Annotated in this window: 14 protein-coding genes and 1 pseudogene; 4 read left to right on the top strand and 11 right to left on the bottom strand. The window is 72.1% G+C overall.

The genetic code is table 11. From position 1 onward, the window contains the following. Position 1: 1 nt before the first annotated feature. A complete protein-coding gene (locus OG928_RS08635) occupies positions 2–388 on the top strand; it encodes a hypothetical protein (protein ID WP_406281210.1) in 387 nt (128 codons plus the stop codon). Between the two features lie 50 nt (positions 389–438). Here OG928_RS08635 and OG928_RS08630 read toward each other — a convergent pair. From OG928_RS08630 to OG928_RS08605, 6 genes and pseudogenes are all read right to left on the bottom strand, one after another. Continuing rightward, positions 439–1643, bottom strand: a pseudogene (locus tag OG928_RS08630) (DUF692 domain-containing protein). A 125-nt stretch (positions 1644–1768) separates the two neighbouring features. Then, positions 1769–2650, bottom strand: a complete 882-nt coding sequence (locus OG928_RS08625; RefSeq protein WP_406281208.1) for a TIGR04222 domain-containing membrane protein — start codon at positions 2648–2650, stop codon at positions 1769–1771. A gap of 190 nt (positions 2651–2840) precedes the next feature. Next, the gene (msrB, locus tag OG928_RS08620) at positions 2841–3251 is read right to left on the bottom strand and encodes a peptide-methionine (R)-S-oxide reductase MsrB (protein WP_406281206.1); all 411 of its coding nucleotides are present in this window, start codon (positions 3249–3251) and stop codon (positions 2841–2843) included. 71 nt (positions 3252–3322) lie between these two features. Continuing rightward, positions 3323–4738 carry a UDP-N-acetylmuramate--L-alanine ligase gene (gene murC, locus OG928_RS08615; protein WP_406281204.1) on the bottom strand — a complete coding sequence of 472 codons (1416 nt, stop codon included), beginning with the start codon at positions 4736–4738 and terminating at the stop codon, positions 3323–3325. A 228-nt stretch (positions 4739–4966) separates the two neighbouring features. Further along, positions 4967–5446, bottom strand: a complete 480-nt coding sequence (locus tag OG928_RS08610; RefSeq protein ID WP_406281202.1) for an indole-3-glycerol phosphate synthase — start codon at positions 5444–5446, stop codon at positions 4967–4969. A 100-nt stretch (positions 5447–5546) separates the two neighbouring features. After that, positions 5547–6287 (bottom strand): pyrimidine reductase family protein, encoded by a 741-nt coding sequence (locus tag OG928_RS08605; RefSeq protein ID WP_406281200.1) that lies wholly within the window; start codon positions 6285–6287, stop codon positions 5547–5549. A gap of 31 nt (positions 6288–6318) precedes the next feature. Between OG928_RS08605 and zapE the strand changes: the two genes are divergently transcribed. Together zapE and OG928_RS08595 are read left to right on the top strand one after the other, a co-directional pair. Next, a complete protein-coding gene (gene zapE / locus OG928_RS08600) occupies positions 6319–7359 on the top strand; it encodes a cell division protein ZapE (RefSeq protein ID WP_406281198.1) in 1041 nt (346 codons plus the stop codon). 491 nt (positions 7360–7850) lie between these two features. Beyond that, the gene (locus OG928_RS08595; RefSeq protein ID WP_406290857.1) at positions 7851–8753 is read left to right on the top strand and encodes a PPK2 family polyphosphate kinase; all 903 of its coding nucleotides are present in this window, start codon (positions 7851–7853) and stop codon (positions 8751–8753) included. Positions 8754–8976: 223 nt separating this feature from the next. Here OG928_RS08595 and treZ read toward each other — a convergent pair whose 3' ends face one another. From treZ to OG928_RS08575, 4 genes are all read right to left on the bottom strand, one after another. Beyond that, on the bottom strand, positions 8977–10737 hold the full coding sequence (gene treZ / locus OG928_RS08590) for a malto-oligosyltrehalose trehalohydrolase (RefSeq protein ID WP_406281196.1): 1761 nt from the start codon (positions 10735–10737) through the stop codon (positions 8977–8979). A 46-nt stretch (positions 10738–10783) separates the two neighbouring features. Further along, positions 10784–13075 (bottom strand): malto-oligosyltrehalose synthase, encoded by a 2292-nt coding sequence (gene treY / locus OG928_RS08585; protein WP_406281194.1) that lies wholly within the window; start codon positions 13073–13075, stop codon positions 10784–10786. A gap of 236 nt (positions 13076–13311) precedes the next feature. Then, a complete protein-coding gene (gene glgX / locus OG928_RS08580; protein ID WP_406281192.1) occupies positions 13312–15435 on the bottom strand; it encodes a glycogen debranching protein GlgX in 2124 nt (707 codons plus the stop codon). A 164-nt stretch (positions 15436–15599) separates the two neighbouring features. After that, entirely contained in the window at positions 15600–15803 is a 204-nt protein-coding gene (locus OG928_RS08575; protein WP_406281190.1) for a hypothetical protein, read from the bottom strand. Between the two features lie 603 nt (positions 15804–16406). Here OG928_RS08575 and OG928_RS08570 point away from each other — a divergent pair. Then, complete coding sequence (locus tag OG928_RS08570) at positions 16407–17522, top strand: SAV2148 family HEPN domain-containing protein (protein ID WP_406290855.1); 1116 nt, start codon at positions 16407–16409, stop codon at positions 17520–17522. Between the two features lie 7 nt (positions 17523–17529). On the opposite strand, the gene OG928_RS08565 is transcribed toward OG928_RS08570, so the two are convergent. Then, on the bottom strand, positions 17530–18417 hold the full coding sequence (locus tag OG928_RS08565; protein WP_406281188.1) for a phosphotransferase enzyme family protein: 888 nt from the start codon (positions 18415–18417) through the stop codon (positions 17530–17532). Position 18418: the final 1 nt, after the last annotated feature.

Here is an 18418-nt window from a genome sequence, read left to right as displayed (position 1 = left end):
CGTGAGCGAGCTGCCGGTCGGGCCGAAACGGTCCGACCGGCGGTCACGGCCGGCCGCGGCTCACGAGGACGACCCGCAGGAGGAGCCGCAGGAGGAGCCGCCCCCGCCACCGCACGAGGACGAGCTTCCACAGGACGAGCTGCTACAGGACGAGCCGCTGCTCGCACACGACGAGCCGCCGCCGCAGGACGAGCCACCCGAGCTCGACGAGTGGTTCCAGTGCGAGCCCTGCCCGTACAGGAACGGGTCGAAGCCGCCGCCCGACCGGTCGAAGGCGCGTCGAACGCGCTTGCGGATCGCCCACGGGATCAACACCATCAACGCGATCACCAGGACCACCGGAATCAGGAAGAGCCATGCCATGGTGCTCACATCCCCCATCGAGTGATCACACCTGTGCGTGATCACGGGTTGCCGAGTGACCACACGTGCGCGTGATCACAGGTTGCGCGTCGCCGTTCGACGCGTGATCGACGTGCGCAGCCGGCTCCACCGGGACGGCTTGCGCGTGATGAACACCTTCGCCAGCGCGGACGGCAACCGGTTCTGCTGCCGCAGGTGGGTCGCGAACGCGTGTACGTCCGCGCGTGTGCCGCCCTCGGCCGGTTTCGGGTGGACCAGGGCCCACTCGAAGAACTCGCGCGGCCAGCGCTCGCCCAGCGACGTGGCGAGCTCGGGTACGGCGCGCAGCGCGGAGTCGCGGCGCTTGCCGGCGAGGGCCCGGGCCTGGACCCGCACGCGTTCCGGATCGAAGCCGGGCGGCGTCGGCCCGCCCGCGACGAGCGCGGCGAGCAGCGCGGTCTGCTGCTCCATCAACCGCTCGCGCGCCGTCACGACCGCACCGCCTGCCGGGTGACCACGGCGCGGATCTCGGCAAGTTCGGCGGCCAGTTCGGGCGCGGACGGGAAGTCGGCGTCGCGTTCGAGGAGCACCCGGGGCGGGCGCCGGAGCGCGCACAGCAGGTCCAGGACCTCCAGGATCGGCGCGGTCACCGGGTGCGCGTGCGTGTCGTGCCACAGTCCGTCGCGTTCGACGCCGCCGGCCACGTGCACGTACTCGACGGCCTCCAGGGGCAGCGCGGCGAGCGCGGCGGCCGGGTCCAGGCCGTGGTTGACCCGCTCGGTGTGCAGGTTGGCGACGTCGATCAGCAGCCGCACGCCGGTGCGTTCGACCAGTTCGGACAGGAACCGGGCCTCGGTCAGCTCGTTGTCGGGCCAGGACAGCAGCGTCGCCGGGTTCTCCAGCGCGAGCGGGACCGGCAGCGAGTCCTGCGCGATCCGCACGTTCTCCACGACCACCTCCAGGGCGTCCCACGTGCGCGGCGCCGGCAGCAGGTGACCGGCCTCCATGCCGCCCGCGCGGACGAACGCGAGGTGCTCGCTGACCAGTGGCGAGTCCAGCGCGACGGCCACCCCGGCGAGCCGGGCCAGGCGCGCGGGATCGGGCCGGTCGGCGCCGGCGAGCCCGAGACCGACGCCGTGCGGGATGACCTCGACGCCGCGGCCGCGCAGCACGCGCAGCGACTCCGGCAGGTGGTCCACGCACACGTTCTCGGCGACGACCTCGACGAAGTCGACGCCCGTCAGGCGCTCGACGGTCAGGTCGATCTCTTCCCGCCATCCGATTCCCACCGCTGTACGCATGGGGCAAGCATGACGGGCGCGAAGCCGACCGAAACAGGCGGAGTTCCCTCGAATCGGCCGGTGCGGCGCCGGGTCCGGACGCCACGTCCGGATTCCGGCCGGCCGGCCGTCCCGCCGGTGCGGCGCTACGTCCCGCAGCCGTCCGCGGTGCCGCCGCAGGAGCCGGCCCGGGCGCCCTGCGGGGACGCGCACGAGGTGCCGCCGCACCAGTGCGAGCCCGCGTCCCGGCCGTCGGGCGCGGGCGCGTTGCGGCGGAAGATCTCCTTGACCACGGGGTCCGGGAACCGGTCCAGGCCCCACAGCGCGACCGCGCCGAGGCCGTCCGCGCCCAGCGCCGCCACCGCCGCGTCGTCGCGCCGTACGCGCATCAGGTGCCGCATCGTCGGCGCCGCGGGAACCACGCGTTCGCCGAACATCCCGACCAGCAACAGACCCGCGACGCACGCCTGGATACCGACCACCGCGAGCAGCAGGCCGACCCACGGCAGCGCGCTCGCCGTGCCGCCGTCGGCGACCACGAAGCCCGCGATCGCGGTCGCGATGCCGAGCGGGATCGTCGCGAACAGGGCCCAGCGGGGGAGCCGGCGCGGCCCCGCGTCCGGGCGGGCGACGAGCCCGTACCCGAACAGGGTGGCGCCGACGTCCTGTATCTCCGCCGACGCGGCGACCCGCGCGCGCAGTTCGCGCAGCGGCAGGCCGCCGTACTCCTCGTCGAGCACCCGCAGCGGCGCGTTCCCCGGGGTGCCCGGCGCGGGCGATCCGACCGCGAGGACCTGACCGTTGCGATTCAGGTGCAGCGCGTCGGCGGCGAGCAGTTGCAGGATCGACACATCCGCGGCCCGCGCGGCGCCGCCGGACAGGAACGCGTACTCACGCAGCCCCAACTCGGCGAGGCGCTGTCTCTGCGGGCGTTTGCCGCCGCGCCGGGCGGACCCGATGGCGACGCCGAGCACGAGCGCCGTCCATACCGAGTACGCGAGGGGTGGCAGCCACGGATTCATGGTCATCAGGCATAGCGGACGAATGGCCCGGCCATGGGGGGATGTGACCTACGACGCATCGATCGGCACCGCCGATCGCCCGGCGCCGGCGGGTTCCGGGCCGGGATTTCGGGGCGGGCGCGGGGCCGGGAATCCGGGTCGGGACTCCGCGGGACTCCGGTCAGGGCTTCGGTCACGACTTCGGTCGGGACTTCGGTCAGGACTCCGGGTCGGGTTCCAGGGTCAGGGAGATGGAATTGATGCAATAACGCTGGTCGGTGGGCGTGCCGTAGCCCTCGCCCTCGAAGACGTGACCGAGGTGCGAACCGCACGTCCCGCAGCGCACCTCGACGCGGGTCATGCCCATCGTGTCGTCCTCGATGTACTCGACCCGGTCCTCGGCGAGCGGCGCGTAGAAGGACGGCCAGCCGCAGTGGCTGTCGAACTTGGTGTCGGAGCGGAACAGCTCCGCCTTGCACGCCCGACAGCGGTACACGCCGGTCGTCTTGGTCTCGGTGTACTCACCCGTCCAGGCACGTTCCGTGCCGGCCTGACGCAGCACCCGAAACTCGTCGGGGGACAGCTCGGCCCGCCACTGGTCGTCGGTCTTCTCGATTTCGTAGGCCATGAACACATCCAACACGCAACGGGGCCGGGTCGTTCCCCCGGACGGGGACGGGGACGGGCACGGGGACGGGGTCAGCGGTTGGCGTCGGCGCGGATCGCGTCGAGGATCTCGGGGCCCAGGAGGGTGACGTCGCCGGCGCCCATGGTCAGGATCAGGTCGCCCGGGCGGGCCAGGGACGCGACCGAGCCGGCGACGTCGGACCAGCTGTGCTCGGTGCGGACGAGGCCGCCGTTGTCGAGGGCGGCGTGCGCGACGATGTTGCTGGTGATGCCGGGCTGCGGGTCCTCGCGGGCGGCATAGATGTCCATCACGACGGCGATGTCGGCGGCGGCGAGTGCGCGGCCCATCTCGACGCCGAGCTGCTGGGTGCGGCTGAACAGGTGCGGCTGGTACACCGCGATCACCCGGCCCGCGCCCACCGCGCCGCGCGCGGTCGCCAGGTCGGCGGCGATCTCGGTGGGGTGGTGCGCGTACGAGTCGACGACGCGGATGCCGCTCTCCTCGCCCTTGAGCTGGAAGCGCCGGCGGACTCCCTGGTAGTTGCCCAGCCCCTCGGCCATCCGCGCCGGCTCGATGCCCAGCGCGCGGCCCACGGCGAGCGCCATCACGGCGTTGGACGCGTTGTGCCGGCCGGGTACCGCGACGGTGAAGAGCAGCTCCTCGCCGTCGGCCCGGGACCGCACCGTGACCCGACTGGCGAGGCCGAGCGACTCGATGGCGACCAGGCGCAGGTCGGCGTCCGCGCTCTCGCCGACGGTGACGACGGTCAGCTCGGGTGCGCTCGCCGCGAGTCGATCGCGCAGGGTCAGGGCGCCCGAGTCGTCGGCGGACAGCACCAGGGTGCCGCCCGGGGCGATCCGGTGCGCGAAGATCTCGAACGCCTCCAGGACGTCCTCGAGCGAGCCGTAGTTGGCGTGGTGGTCGAGTTCGACGTTGAGGACGACGGCGACCTCGGGCGCGTACTTGTGGAAGCTGCGGTCGCTCTCGTCCGCCTCGGCCACGAAGATGTCGCCGGAGCCGTGGTGCGCGTTGCTGCCGGCCTCGTTGAGGTCGGCGCCGATCGCGAACGACGGGTCCAGACCCAGCGAGGTGAGGCCGACCGCGAGCATGCTCGTGGTCGTGGTCTTGCCGTGGGTGCCGGCGATGGCCACCGAGCGGCGTCCGTCCATCAGCCGCGCGAGCGCGTCGGCGCGGTGCACGATCGGGATGCCGCGCTCACGCGCCACCACCAGCTCGGGATTGTCCTGCCGAATCGCGGACGACACGACCACGCAGGACGCGTCGCCGACGTTGGCCCGGTCGTGGCCCACGTGCACGGTGCAGCCGAGCTGGCGCAGTGCGAGCAGGAGCGTGGAGTCCTTGGCATCGCTGCCGGAGACCTTGGCCCCGCGAATCGCGAGGATCTTGGCGAGTCCGGACATGCCGGCGCCACCGATGCCGACGAAGAACGGGCTGCCAAGGTCGACGGGCTCGGCGGGCGATGCCATGAAAGCGGGCTCCTTCGGATCGGGCTGACCGGGCGGATGCGCTCGGGCACCGCGATTCTGCCTTACTCGTGGCCGTGTGGCCCTGATGGGAGGTGGGTCGGGCGGGGCGCTGCGGACGCGTCTTGGGTGGCTTTGGGATTGGGTGCCCACCCGCCCGCCCGTTGCGATGGGGCCGGCCGGCTGCGGTTTTACAGGCGACCGGGTGGCGTTGTCGGGCCCCTTGGGCGCTTACTCCGTCACGTCGTGGGCGAAGAGTTTCAGGACCGGGACGCCCACCTTCTGGCGGGCTCGGGAGGCCCAGTCCCGGTGGAAGAACTCTTCGATGAAGTGTGGGTCGGTCAGGACGATCACCTCGTCGGCGCCGTGCGCCTCGACGATCTGCTTCAACGTGTCCAGCGGGTCGCGGCCCGGTGTGGTCTCGCCCACCGCTTGGGCGCCGCCCGCGCGCAGGGCGGCGACGCTCGCGTCGAGGGTGCGGCGGGCCGCGTCCGCGCCGTCGTCGGGGCCGGGCTTCTCCTCGATGTCCTCGGCCGCCTCGTCGAGCCGGACCAGGGCCACGTCGTCCAGGGCCTGGAGCAGCTTGCGATGGTTGGCCTTGCCGGGCAGGACCACCGCGAAGGACGTCTCGACGCCTTCGTGCAGGCTGGTCACGAACTTGACGTCGGTCGCGTTCAGGACCTTTTCGATGAGCAGCACGATCGTGTACACGCAACTCTCCCTCATCCACCGGTGCCGGCCGAGCCGGGTGCCTGTCCTGTGCCCCGTCTGCCCGGGAGACCACCCTCCCACGCTCCTTTTCGCCGGGCCCTCAGGCGCGGACGTAGCGGGTGAACAGCGAGCCGTCCTCCTCCAGGATCGACATCGGCCGCATCGGCAGCGCCCCGGTGAGGGCGGGACCCGCCAGGATCCGGTCGGCGGGCCCGGCGGTCAGCAGGGGGGCCACGGTCAGGCACAGTTCGTCGAGCCGGCCCGACGCGGCGATCTGGGCCAGCACGTGCGGGCCGCCCTCGGTGAGTTGGCGGGTCAGGCCTCGCGCGGCCAGCGCGTCCAGGGCGAGCGCGAAGTCGACCCGATCGCGCCCGGCCAGGATCACGTCGCCGTACCTGCCGGCCGCCTCGATCCCCTCGGGCCGGGCGAGCTCGCAGGTGATCACGATCGTCGGGGTGATCGCCTCGGTGAACAGCGGCGTGGTGAAGTCGATCGCCAGGCTGCGCGACACGATCGCGATCACCGGCGCCGGGAGCTGCCCCGCGACCTCGCGCGCGGCGGCGTACGCCGCCTTCGGCCGGGTCGGCCGGTAGCCCTCGTTGCGGACGGTGGACGCGCCCACCACGATCACGTCGGCGAGCCCGCGAAGCACGCCGAAGATCTTCTTGTCGCCGGGCGAGGACAGCCCCGCGGACAGGCCGTCGGGCGCCTGCGCGGCGCCGTCCAGGCTGCCGACCATGTTCGCCCGCAGCCAGGTCCGGCCCGGGGGGTAGGCGTACGCCTCGACGAGGTCGACGTCCTGGTCGGCGGGGGCATGGGGGGCGGGAAGGAGACGGCGCATGCGACCGAGTTTTGCACGCACCGTACGCTTGATGACCGTGCCCGTAGCCTCTGTCGTGTCGTTGACCCGGCGTCAGCCCAGTGTCCCCGCAGACCGCCTCGTCGCCGAGATGGTCCCGCCGCCACGCTTCGGTGACGTGCGCTTCGACACGTACATCCCCGACCCCAACCAACCGGGGCAGGCCGCCGCCGTGCGGCGGCTCGAGCGGTTCGCCGCCGACCTGAACGCCGACGGGGGCAGGAAGCGCTGGTTCCGCCGCGAGCCGGCGCCCGGGCCGAGCGGGATCTACCTCGACGGCGGATACGGCGTCGGCAAGACCCATCTGCTCGCGTCGCTGTGGCACGCCGCCCCCGGGCCGAAGTCGCTGTGCACGTTCGTCGAGCTGACCAACCTGGTCGGCGCTCTCGGGTTCCGGCACACCGTCGAGGCGCTGTCCGGGCACCGGCTGCTGTGCATCGACGAATTCGAGCTCGACGACCCGGGCGACACCGTCCTGGTGTCGACGCTGCTCGGCAAGCTCGCCGACGCCGGGGTCAAGCTCGCCGCGACCTCGAACACGCTGCCCGACAAGCTCGGCGAGGGCCGCTTCGCGGCCCAGGACTTCATGCGCGAGATACAGGGGCTCTCCGCGCGCTTCGAGGCGCTGCGGATCGACGGCGAGGACTACCGGCACCGCGGGCTGCCGGCCGCGCCCGCGCCGGTCGCCGACGACGTGGTCGCCGAGGCGGCCGAGGCCGTTCCTGAGGGCGCCGCGCTCGACGACTTCCCGACCCTGCTCGGGCACCTCGCGACCGTGCACCCGAGCCGCTACGGAGCCATGCTCGACGGCGTCACCGGCGTCTTCTGGCGCGACGTGTGCCCGGTCGGCGACCAGGCGACCGCGCTGCGCCTGGTGGTCCTCGCGGACCGGATGTACGACCGCGAGCTGCCGATCGTGGCCTCGGGCGTGCCGTTCGACGCGCTGTTCACCGACGAGATGTTGTCCGGCGGCTACCGCAAGAAGTACCTGCGCGCGATCTCGCGCCTGGTCGCGATGGCCCGCGAGGGCGCGGAGCGCATCCCCTCCGTGTGAGTCCGGGGCGGGGCGAGGGCTGTGTCGACCGGGCGTCGCCTCGGGCGGGCAGGCGTCGGCTGGGGCATCATCGGACCCAGTCCCGACGATGCGGAGGCAGCGGCATGGCGAAGAAGGCCGAACGCAAGAGCGACGGTAGGGCCGGCCGGGGGTCGGCGGCCGAGGACGCCAAGGACGCGAAAGCCGGCAAGGCCGCCAAGGCCGGCAAGGCCGCCGAGAAGGCCGCCAAAGCGCTGAAGGCCGAGTGGGCCGAGGAGGCCCGGAAGGCCGCGAGGAAGGCCGACAAGAAGGCCGCCAAGGAAGCCGCGAAGGAAGCCGACAAGGCGGCCAGGGCCGTGAAGGCGGCGAAGGCGCTCGAACGACGGGCCGACGAGAGTGCCGACGCCGACCGCGAGGCTGCGGCTGCCGTGGAGGTCGGTGCCGCGGTTGCGGCCGAGGCCGCAGCCGAGTCCGCGGCCGAGTCCGCGATCGAGGCCCAGGAGCGTCCCCGGCTGCGGGTTGTCGCCGAGGACGGCGCGGACGGCGCGGGGGCGCCCACGCGACCGCCTGCCGACGTGCCCTCCGTACGGGCGGCGCTGCGCCTGCCCGGCGGCCCGGTCGACCTCACCGCGATCGACCCGCGCGCGACCCCGGCCTTCACCGGCGACAAGGCCGCCGCGCTCGCCGACATCGCCGCGATGGCCCCGCGCCTGGCCGAGTTGCAGGAGAAGTTGTACGCGCAGGCGGTTGCCGGGGGTGCGCGGCGTCGGGTGCTCCTGGTGATCCAGGGCATGGACACCTCGGGCAAGGGCGGCACGGTCAAGCACGTGATCGGCCAGTTCAACCCGTCGGGCTGCCACATCCACGCGTTCAAGGCGCCCACCGAGGACGAACTCGCGCACCCGTTCCTGTGGCGCGTCCGCGAGCAGGTCCCCGGCCCCGGCCTGATCGGCGTATTCGACCGCTCGCACTACGAGGACGTCCTGATCGCGCGCGTACGCAACCTCGTGCCGCGCCAGGTGTGGTCCCGCCGCTACGCCACCATCAACCGCTTCGAGCGGGGACTGGCCGAGGACGAGGTCACCATCGTCAAGGTCTTCCTGCACATCTCGGCCGAGGAGCAGAAGGAGCGCTTGCTCGCGCGGCTGGACAATCCCGAGAAGCACTGGAAGTTCAATCCGCAGGACATCGACGAGCGCGCGGTGTGGCCGGAGTATCAGGGGGCCTATCAGGTCGCGTTGGAGAAGTGTGATGGCTTGGCGGCGCCTTGGTATGTGGTGCCTTCGGACCGCAAGTGGTATCGGAACTGGGCGATCAGTCGGTTGTTGTTGGAGCATCTCGTCGAGCTTGATCTGCGGTATCCGCCGGGGGCGTTCGACGTCGAGTCCGAGCGTAAGCGGCTGCTGGACAGCTGAGTGGGTGGCCTCAAGCGCCGGCCGGGCTGGGTTGGCCTCAAGCGCCGGCCGGGCTGGGTGGCCTCAAGCGCCGGCCGGGCTGGGAAGGCTTGGTCTCAAGCGCCGGCTGGGTTGGGACGGCTTGGTCTTGAGTGTCGGCTGGGTTGGGTGGTCTCAAGCGCCGGCCGGGTTGGGAAGGCTTGGTCTCGAGCGCCGGCCGGGCTGGGGAAGGTGGGGGGTGGGGTTAGCGGGGGCCGATTTTGACTACTGCTACCGAGGTTGCCGGGAGGCGGAGGGTTGTGCCTACCAGGCCGCGGCGGATTTCGGCGCGGTTGTCCCAGGTGGCGACGATTTCGGCGGCGCCGGTGCCCATCGGGAGTGTTGCGGGCTGGTCCGCGAGGTTTACCGCGGTTCGGAACGCGCCGCGGTGCACCATCAGCCAGCCGGCGGTCTCCTCGAAGGTGACCTGAACGCGGGTCAGATCCGGGTCGGTCAGGTTCTCCCACTGCCGGCGCAGCGCGATCAGCCGCTTGTACCAGGCCAACAGCGCCGCGTGCGGGGCCGCCTTGACTTCGTCCCAGTCCAGGCACGAGTCGCGGACGGTCTGCGGCGACTGCGGGTCCGGGATCTGCGCGGCGTCCCACCCGTGCGACGCGAACTCCGCGCGGCGCCCGTTGCGCACCGCCTGCGCCAGCGCCGCGTCGGTGTGATCGGTGAAGTATTGCCACGGCGTGGACGCGCCCCACTCCTCGCCCATGAACAGCATCGGTGTGAACGGCGACGTCAGCACCAGTGCCGCCCCCGCCGCGAGCAGGGCCGGCGACAGGGTCGCCGAGATCCGGTCCCCGGTCGCCCGGTTGCCGACCTGGTCGTGGGTCTGCAGGTAGCCGAGGAAGCGGTGCGCGGGCATCCGCGACGTCGGCACCGGGCGGCCGTGCGTGCGTTCGCGGAACGAGGACCACGTGCCGTCGTGCAGCCACACCTTGGTGAGCGTCTTGGCCAGCGTGCCCATCGAGCCGAAGTCGCCGTAGTAGCCCTGCCGCTCGCCGGTGAGCAGCGAGTGCAGCGCGTGGTGGAAGTCGTCGCTCCACTGCGCTTGGACGCCCATCCCGCCGCTCTCGCGCGGGGTGACCACGCGCGGGTCGTTGAGGTCCGACTCGGCGATCAGGAACAGCGGGCGGCCGGTCGACGCGGCGAGCTTGTCGACCGCCTCGGACAGCTCTTCGAGGAATGGTACGGCGCGGTTGTCCGCGAGCGCGTGCACGGCGTCCAGGCGCAGCCCGTCGACGTGGTAGTCGCGCAGCCACATCAGCGCGCTGCCGACGAGGTAGGCGCGCACCTCGTCGGAGTGCGGACCGTCGAGGTTGACCGCCGAGCCCCACGGCGTGCGGTAGCGGTCGGTGAAGTAGGGGCCGAACTGCGGCAGATGGTTCCCGGACGGCCCCAGGTGGTTGTGCACCACGTCCAGGATCACGCCCAGGCCGTGCCCGTGGCAGGCGTCCACGAAGCGCTTGAGGCCCTCCGGTCCGCCGTACGGATCGTGCACCGCCCACGGGCACACGCCGTCGTAGCCCCACCCGTGCTTGCCCGGGAAGGCCGACACCGGCATCACCTCGACGTGGGTGACACCGAGGTCGACGAGGTGGTCGAGCCGCTCCACGGCCGCCGCGAACGTGCCCTCGACGGTGAACGTGCCGATGTGCAACTCGTACACGACCGAGCCCGGCAGCGGCCTGCCCGTCCAACCCTGGTCGGCCCACGCGTACGCGGCGTGGTCCACGACCCGGCTCGGCCCGTCCGGGCCCGTGGGCTGCCAGGGCGAGCGCGGGTCGGGCAGCGGGCGGCTGCCGTCGATCACGAACGCGTAGTCGCTTCCGTGTACCGCGGTCGGCACCTCCGCCTGCCACCACCCCGGCCGGTTCGCGTCGCGCATCGGCCTGCGCCGGCCGTCGACGATGACGTCCAGTGACGACGCGTTCGGAGCCCAGACCTCGAACCTGACCACGATGGTTGTGTCCTCTCCGGGAACGTGCGGGAACGGCTCGGCTGCCTCAGCCGCGGGTGAGCAGTGCGACGGGCAGGTCCTCCAGGATGTGCCGCAACCGGGCCTGACCGGTGTACGTGCAGCCGGTCAGCGCGTCGACCCAGCGGCCGGCGGGCAGCGGGAGCAGCGCGCCACCCCACCCGCCCTTGGCCGCGAGGCCGGCCGGCAGCCGGGTCGCGACCGTGATCGCCTCGCCGCCGCGCACGAACGCGATCGCGTAGTCGGCCTCCTTGCCACGCGCCGGCAGCGCCTCGTACGCGCCGGCGAACCACTCGGGACGCTCGCGTCGCAACCGCAGCGCCGCGGTGGTCACCTTGAACTTGAGCGCGTCGAGCGAACCGTGCTCGCGGCCGAAGTCGACGGGGGCCCGGTTGTCCGGGTCGACCAGCGTGTACAGCGCGAGCTCGCCGCCCTGGTACACGTCGGGCACGCCCGGCATGGTGAGCTGGACGAGCTTGGCGCCGAGCGAGACGGCGCGCGCGGGCCGGTCCAGGTCGGCCACGAATTCGGCGATGTCGGCGGTGAGTTCCCCGTCGGCCAGAACCGCGCGCACGAACGCCTCGCTCGCCGCCTCGTAGTCGGGGTTCGGGTCGATCCAGCCGGTGGCCCGCGCGGCCTCGCGCATCGCCTTGCGCAGGTACGCGACCGCCCGGTCGGGGGTGATCGGCCAGGCGCCGACCAGGGTCTGCCACAACAGGTACGTGTCGTAGCCGTCCGGCCCGAACCGGAACTCGGAACGGTGCGGCCGGGCCCAGTCGTTCCACGTGTGCACCCGCTCGGCCCAGTCCTCGGGCACCTCGGCGAGCACGGCGAGCCGGGCCCGCACGTCCTCGCTGCGCTTGGTGTCGTGCGTACTGAGCGTGGTCATCGTGGTCGGTGACATCCGCGCGCACGCGGCGTGGAAGCCGGCGATGCTCAGCCCGATCCGGTCCGGTGTGCCGCCGACCTCGTTGAGCGAGGAGAGCACGTACCAGCGGTAGAACGCCCGGTCCTCGACCCCCTTGGCCGCGAGCGCGGCCGCCACCTGGCCGAAACGGGTGCCGAACTCACCATCCGCCAAAGCCAGTTCGGCGATCTCGCGGGCCGCCTCGGAGACCTGGCCCGGAACGCCGGTGAGCGCCTGCGCCATGGTCGCGATCGAGCCGGAGCCGGCGCCGGGGTAGGGGCGATACGCGGGGAACGCGGTCAGCAGCGGCGGCAGCGCGCGCCCGACGTCGCCGGCGCCGGCGACCGGTTCGAGGCGGTCCAGGGTCCGCCGCAGCCGGGCGAACTCGGTCGCGAGGCCGCCCGCGAGCACCTCCGCCTTGGCCTCCTGCGCGAGGTAGTCGAAGCCCTCCCGGACGCCGGTCTGCTCGCGGTGCAGCGCGCGCAGCGGCTCCGCGCCCTCGGGGTCGGTGAACAGTCCGTCCACCCGGCGCAGCGTGTCGTAGCCGGTGGTGCCGTCACAGGCCCAGTCGGCGGGCAGGACCTCGTCGTCGGACAGGATCTTCTCGACCACGATCCACGCCTGGGGCGCGGCGGCGCGCAGCCGGCGCAGGTAGTCGCGCGGGTCGGCGAGGCCGTCCGGGTGGTCGATCCGCAGACCCTGGACCAGGCCCTCGTTCAGCAGCCGCAGGATCGTCTCGTGGGTGGCCGCGAAGACCTCGGCGTCCTCCTGGCGGAGTCCGATCAGCGTCGAGATCGTGAAGAACCGGCGGTAGTTGAGCTCGGCGTCCGCGCGCCGCCAGTGCGCGAGTTCGTAGTGCTGGGCGGCCAGGAGCTCGTCGAGCGGGAGCTTCTCGGTGCCGGGCCGGAGCGGGAACGCGTGTTCGTGGTAGCGCAGCACGTCGCCGTCCACGACCAGTTCCTCGGCGACCTCCTCGACCGGTCCGCCGAGCACGGGCAGCAGCACGCGCCCGTCGTGCCGCTCCCAGTCGATGTCGAACCAGCGCGCCCGCGGCGCGTCCGGCCCGTCCCGCAGCGTCTCCCACAGCGGCGCGTTCAGCGACTCGGGCGCGGGCACGGCCATGTGGTTCGGCACGATGTCCACGACGATGCCGAGCCCGTGCGCGCCGGCGTCCGCCGCCAGCTCGCGGAGGCCGTCCTCGCCGCCGAGGTCGGCGGACACGCGCGTGTGGTCGACGACGTCGTAGCCGTGGGTGGACCCGGGCACCGCCTGCAGGATGGGCGACAGGTGCAGGTGGCTCACCCCGAGCGAGGCGATGTACGGCACGGCGGCGGCAGCGGCCGCGAACCCGAAGGCGGGCTGCAACTGAAGCCGATAGGTCCCGGTGGGGACGCGAGAAGGCGACGAGGTCATGCGGACAAGCTTCCCCGGACGACCCCGAGCTACCACCCGCCGGGGTGGTGAAACCTGTTCGGACGCGGATCGACGCGATCGGCGCATTCCCCCGATCCGGCGATCCGCGCCCGATCCGGCGCACGTTGCCCGGTCTCCCCGCCGTCGGCCGCCGCGGTGGGGCACACGGCGAAAGCGGGTCCCTCCTTCGGCGTTCGAGGGAGGGACCCGCGGGGTTGTCCCGAGAGCCGGTCCGATCAGCGTGGTGAGGGCCGCTGCAATACCACCAGGGACCGGGCCTCCACCGCCTGCGACGCGCCGCCGTTCACCGTCGGTCGGGTCTTCGGTTCGCGCATCGCGGTCTTGTCGTCGGCGGTGTCGACCACGACGGTCCAGGTCTTGCCCAGGTCGTTCGGGATGGTGAACTCCTCGGCCTCGTGGGACGCGTTGAACAGCAGCAGGAACGAGTCGTCGGTGATCCGCTGGCCGCGCGTGTCGGGTTCCGAGATGGCGTCGCCGTTGAGGAAGACCGCGACCGACTTGGCCGCCGCCGCCCACCAGTCGCCGTCCGACATCTCCTCGCCCGTCGGGGTGAACCACGCGATGTCGGTGAGTTCGTCGTGGGTGCCCTGTACCGACCGGCCGTGGAAGAAGCGCCGACGCCGGAACACCGGGTGCTCGGCCCGCAGCCGGGTCATCATCCGCATGAACTCGAGCTGGTCGGGGTCCTCGCCCTCGGGCCACTTCACCCACGAGAGTTCGTTGTCCTGGCAGTAGACGTTGTTGTTGCCCTGCTGGGTGCGGCCGAACTCGTCGCCGTGCGCGATCATCGGCACGCCCTGCGACAGCAGCACCGTCGCGATGAAGTTGCGCTGCTGGCGCGCGCGCAGCGCGAGCACGTCCGGGTCGTCGGTCGCGCCCTCGACGCCGTGGTTCCACGAGCGGTTGTGGCTCTCGCCGTCCCGGTTGTCCTCGCGGTTCGCCGCGTTGTGCTTGTCGTTGTACGACACCAGGTCGTGCAGCGTGAAGCCGTCGTGGCAGGTGACGAAGTTGATCGAGGCGATCGGCCGGCGGCCGTCGTCCTGATACAGGTCGGACGAGCCGGTCAGCCGGGAGCCGAACTCGGCGAGCGTGCGCTCCTCGCCCCGCCAGAAGTCGCGGACGGTGTCGCGGTACTTGCCGTTCCACTCGGTCCACAGTGGCGGGAAGTTGCCCACCTGGTAGCCGCCCTCGCCGACGTCCCACGGCTCGGCGATCAGCTTGACCTGCGACACGATCGGGTCCTGCTGTACGAGGTCGAAGAAGGACGAGAGCCGGTCCACCTCGTGGAACTGCCGGGCCAGCGTCGCCGCGAGGTCGAAGCGGAAGCCGTCCACGTGCATGTCGGTGACCCAGTAGCGGAGCGAGTCCATGATCAGCTGGAGCACGTGCGGGCTGCGCATCAGCAGGCTGTTGCCGGTGCCCGTGGTGTCGAGGTAGTAGCGCTTGTCGTCGGCGAGCCGGTAGTAGGACGCGTTGTCCAGGCCGCGGAAGGACAGCGTGGGCCCGAGGTGGTTGCCCTCGGCGGTGTGGTTGTAGACCACGTCGAGGATGACCTCGATGCCCGCCGCGTGCAGGGCCTTGACCATCGACCGGAACTCCTGCACCTGTTGACCGCGTTCGCCCGTGGACGAGTAGGCGGCGTGCGGCGCGAAGAAGCCGATCGTGTTGTAGCCCCAGTAGTTGCGCATGCCCAGGTCGGAGAGCCGGTGGTCCTGGATGAACTGGTGCACCGGCATCAGCTCGATCGCGGTCACCCCCAGGTTCACCAGGTGGTCGATCACGGCCGGGTGCGCCATGCCCGCGTACGTGCCGCGGATCTCCTCGGGCAGCCCCGGGTGCGTGCGGGTCAGGCCGCGCACGTGCGCCTCGTAGATCACCGTGTCGTGGTACTCGGTCCGTGGCGGCCGGTCGTCGCCCCAGTCGAAGTACGGGTTGATCACGACCGAGGCCATCGTGTGCGGTCCCGAGTCGGTCGTGCTCATCTTGTCCGGGTGCTCGAACGAGTAGCCGTACATCGACTCGTGCCAGTGCACCTCCCCGCACATCGCCTTCGCGTACGGGTCGAGCAGCAGCTTGTTCGGGTTGCACCGGGCGCCCGAGGCCGGGTCGAACGGGCCCTGGACGCGGTAGCCGTACCGCTGCCCGGGCTGGATCCCGGGCAGGTAGGCGTGCCGGACGAACGCGTCGGTCTCGCGCAGTTCGACCCGGCGCTCGTTGCCTCCCTCGTCCAGAAGGCACAACCAGATGCGTTCGGCGGCCTCCGAGAAGACCGTGAAGTTGGTGCCGGCGCCGTCGTACGCGGCGCCGAGCGGATACGGATGACCGGGCCAGACCTGCATGAGCAACCTGCTTTGTCGCGGATCGTGCTTCGGCAGCTTGCAGTCTCGCCTACCGAACCGGATCCGTGTGCGAGATCCGCTCCGGCGTCCCCCGGTCGGGTGGATTTCGAGTCGGGAAGGGCGATTCCGGCGGCTGCCGGCCCGATCGGTTTCGATCGGAACGATCAGATCCAGTCGAGCAGTTCTGCGGCGAGCATCTCCTCGCGGCACGGCCACGCGCCGCCGCACGAGCACGCGGCCGCGTCGTCGTCCGGGGAGGTGATGCGGTGGTGGTGCGCGAAGATGTCCGCGACCACGTCGCGGTACCTGGCGAAATCGTCCTCGGCGCCGTTTCGGCCCGCCGGGATCCTGCTGTTCGTGGCCAACATGACGACCTCCTGGGTGCCACGGTTCCTGCCGCATGAGACGGACCGTGGATCCATCCCGGTTGCGCCCCCGGACAGGTGGAGGGAAGACCCTCTCCCGCCCGGCAATTGTTCCTCGGCGGCACGGTGCCGCTCGGCAGAAGTTGCCAGAGACCGTCGAGTCCCCCCAATCGCCTTACGCCATACGGGTCATGAAGGCGTGTCAGTCACCCGAACGGGGTATCCACCGCGGCCCGCGCGGGCCCTCCGAGGCCGCGCGGTTTCGCTATACGCTCGTTCGGTTCCGGCTCGACGACGAACGGATGGGACGCGATGGCCGATCGGGAGTCCAGCTCGCCACCCTCGACAGCCGAGGATCCTGTGGAGGGGACGAGTACGGCCGGCCTCGCGGGCGGCAACGGTCTCGCGCCGGGTGTCGAGGGCATCGACGCGTACCAGGATCCCTACGCCGTCTACCGTGACCCGATCGAACCCCCGAGCGCCACGGCCGGTCCCGCCGACACCGGTTCGTTCGGGTTCGACCCGGGCGGGCTGCCCGGCCCGCGGCACGCCGCCGGCGGGCCGGCGGTCCTGGACGGCACGGGCCCGCCCGACCCGATGCCGGGGATGGACCCCGGGACGCTCGCCTGGGCCGAGGACGACTGGGCGAACGCGCTGCTGCGCGCCCGCCGGGCGGGTCGGGCGTACGTCTACCTGAACCTGATCGAGCAGCGCCTGCGCGCGGTCATCGGCGCGGTCCTGATCCCCGTGTACGGGCCCGGCGAACATCCGCACGACGACGGCGCGTGGGTGCTCGCCGCGGCCGGCAGCGCGCAGAACGAGTGGGTGGAGCGGGCCGAGGCGGTACGCGAGATGAGCCGCCGGCGCGGGTACATCGTGGACCCCGTCGACGACGACCTGATCGCGTTCCTGACCCTCCCGCAGCTGCGCGAGCTGATGGTCCGCAACTGGTGGTGCTTCGAGCCGTTCCTGCCGGACCGGCGCACCCTGGAACGCGCGCTCGAGGAGGTCGAGATCGGCCGGCACATCGTGGCCCGCAACCGGGTCCTGTCGCCGGACGTGCTCGCCCAGGTCGAACGGGCCTGCCTGCGCGTGCTCGCGATGCTGGACGGACCGCTCGCCGACCAGGGCGACCGGCGGCTGGCCCTGGACGCGGTCGAGGAGCTGTTCGCCGGCCGGTACGCCGATGTCGTCGGCGTCTTCCCGGACCGCTCGGCGCTGCAACGGCGACTGCCGTTCGCCGACTTGGTGGAGGGCGCGCGCGGGATCGACGCGATGGGGGTGTCGCTCAACCTGCTGTGCCAGAACTACTCGGGCCGGGACCTGACCAGGCTCGGGGCGAGCGGCTGCGAGCTGCGCCTGCTCTTCCTGAACCCGGCCGGCGACGCGATGAAGCAGCGCGAACGCGACGAGGGGGTCAAGAAGGGCCTGTTGTCCCGGATGACCACGCTCAACATCCTGCACATGCGCCGGATCCGGGCGAAGCTGCGCGAGCCCCGGCGGATCGAGATCCGGCTGTACGACGAGGCCCCACGCTTCGCCGCCTACCTGGTCGACGGTGATGTCGGCCTGGTCCAGCCCTACTTGCGGCACGCCCGCGGCGTCGAGTCCCCGGCCTTCGTCCTGCGCGCCGACGCCACCGGCACCCGGGCCCGCGGCCTGTACCCGCTCTTCCAGGAAGAGTTCGAACAACAGTGGGCGGACAGCAAGCGCACGTCGTGACGGCGACTCAGAAGGCGTGCCAGGGGGCTGTGCGGTCGTTGGTGCGGAGGGTTTGGACTCGGTGGTGGAACTCCTCCTCCGCCGCCGGGTTGCCGGGGACGTGTTGGGCGACCCAGGCCGTCGCGGCGAGTTCGCGGGTGTCGCGCAGGACCTCGTAGCCGGACCACTCGGTGACGTCGAAGCCGTACTTCTTCGTGAAGCGCTTCTCCGCGCCCGACGGCAGCCCGTAGCGCGCGGCGGCCATCGGGGTCAGCACCAGGTCGATCTCGCGCAGGTCGTGCGCGACCGTCTCCCAGTCCAGCAGCAGGGCCCGGCCGCCGTGCACGCCGACGTTGCGCAGCAGCGCGTCGCCGTGGATCAGGCCCTTGGGCAGCACCGGCGTCAGCTCCCGGTACGCCGCCTCCAACGCGTCGCGGCGGGCGAGCAGGTAGCGGCGGTCCTCCAGGCCGACCGCGGCGTCGGCCGAATCCAGCCAGGTCGCCACCAGCGCGAGCGGCTCGCGCGCGGGCAGCGCGAACGGCGGGGCCGGCAGCGCGTGCAGCTTCTTGAGCAGCCGGGCCAGGTCGACGATGTCGGGCGCCCGCTCGGCCGGCGGCAGCAACTGCCAGAACGTGACCGGCCGGCCGTCGATCAGCACCGGTTGCGGGTCGACCCGGTCCGCCGGGCGCACGCTCGGGAAGTCCTGTTCGGCGAGCCAGCACGCGACCGCGAGTTCGCGTCGCGCGCGGTCCGCCATGTGCGCGCCGCGGGCCACCCGCACCACCAGCCCGGGGCCGGGGAGGGCGAACACCGCGTTCTCGCCGAAGGAAAGCAACGTCGCGCCGGTGGACGGCACACCGACCTTCGCGCACGCGCGTACGAGCACCGAACGTTCGCCGGCCACTGAGTCGATCACG

Origin of the sequence: Embleya sp. NBC_00896 (assembly GCF_045207785.1) — a bacterium.
Taxonomy (GTDB): domain Bacteria; phylum Actinomycetota; class Actinomycetes; order Streptomycetales; family Streptomycetaceae; genus Embleya.
The sequence above is the reverse complement of the archived record's forward strand: the minus strand, read 5'-3'. Positions and strand labels throughout refer to the sequence as shown.

Excerpts from the sequence above, each read along its gene's own strand:
- OG928_RS08625 (WP_406281208.1), bottom strand. The coding sequence starts at position 2,650 with ATGACCATGAATCCGTGGCTGCCACCCCTCGCGTACTCGGTATGGACG.
- msrB (WP_406281206.1), bottom strand. The coding sequence starts at position 3,251 with ATGGCCTACGAAATCGAGAAGACCGACGACCAGTGGCGGGCCGAGCTG.
- murC (WP_406281204.1), bottom strand. The coding sequence starts at position 4,738 with ATGGCATCGCCCGCCGAGCCCGTCGACCTTGGCAGCCCGTTCTTCGTC.
- OG928_RS08605 (WP_406281200.1), bottom strand. The coding sequence starts at position 6,287 with ATGCGCCGTCTCCTTCCCGCCCCCCATGCCCCCGCCGACCAGGACGTC.
- zapE (WP_406281198.1), top strand. The coding sequence starts at position 6,319 with ATGACCGTGCCCGTAGCCTCTGTCGTGTCGTTGACCCGGCGTCAGCCC.
- treY (WP_406281194.1), bottom strand. The coding sequence starts at position 13,075 with ATGACCTCGTCGCCTTCTCGCGTCCCCACCGGGACCTATCGGCTTCAG.
- glgX (WP_406281192.1), bottom strand. The coding sequence starts at position 15,435 with ATGCAGGTCTGGCCCGGTCATCCGTATCCGCTCGGCGCCGCGTACGAC.
- OG928_RS08575 (WP_406281190.1), bottom strand. The coding sequence starts at position 15,803 with ATGTTGGCCACGAACAGCAGGATCCCGGCGGGCCGAAACGGCGCCGAG.
- OG928_RS08570 (WP_406290855.1), top strand. The coding sequence starts at position 16,407 with ATGGACCCCGGGACGCTCGCCTGGGCCGAGGACGACTGGGCGAACGCG.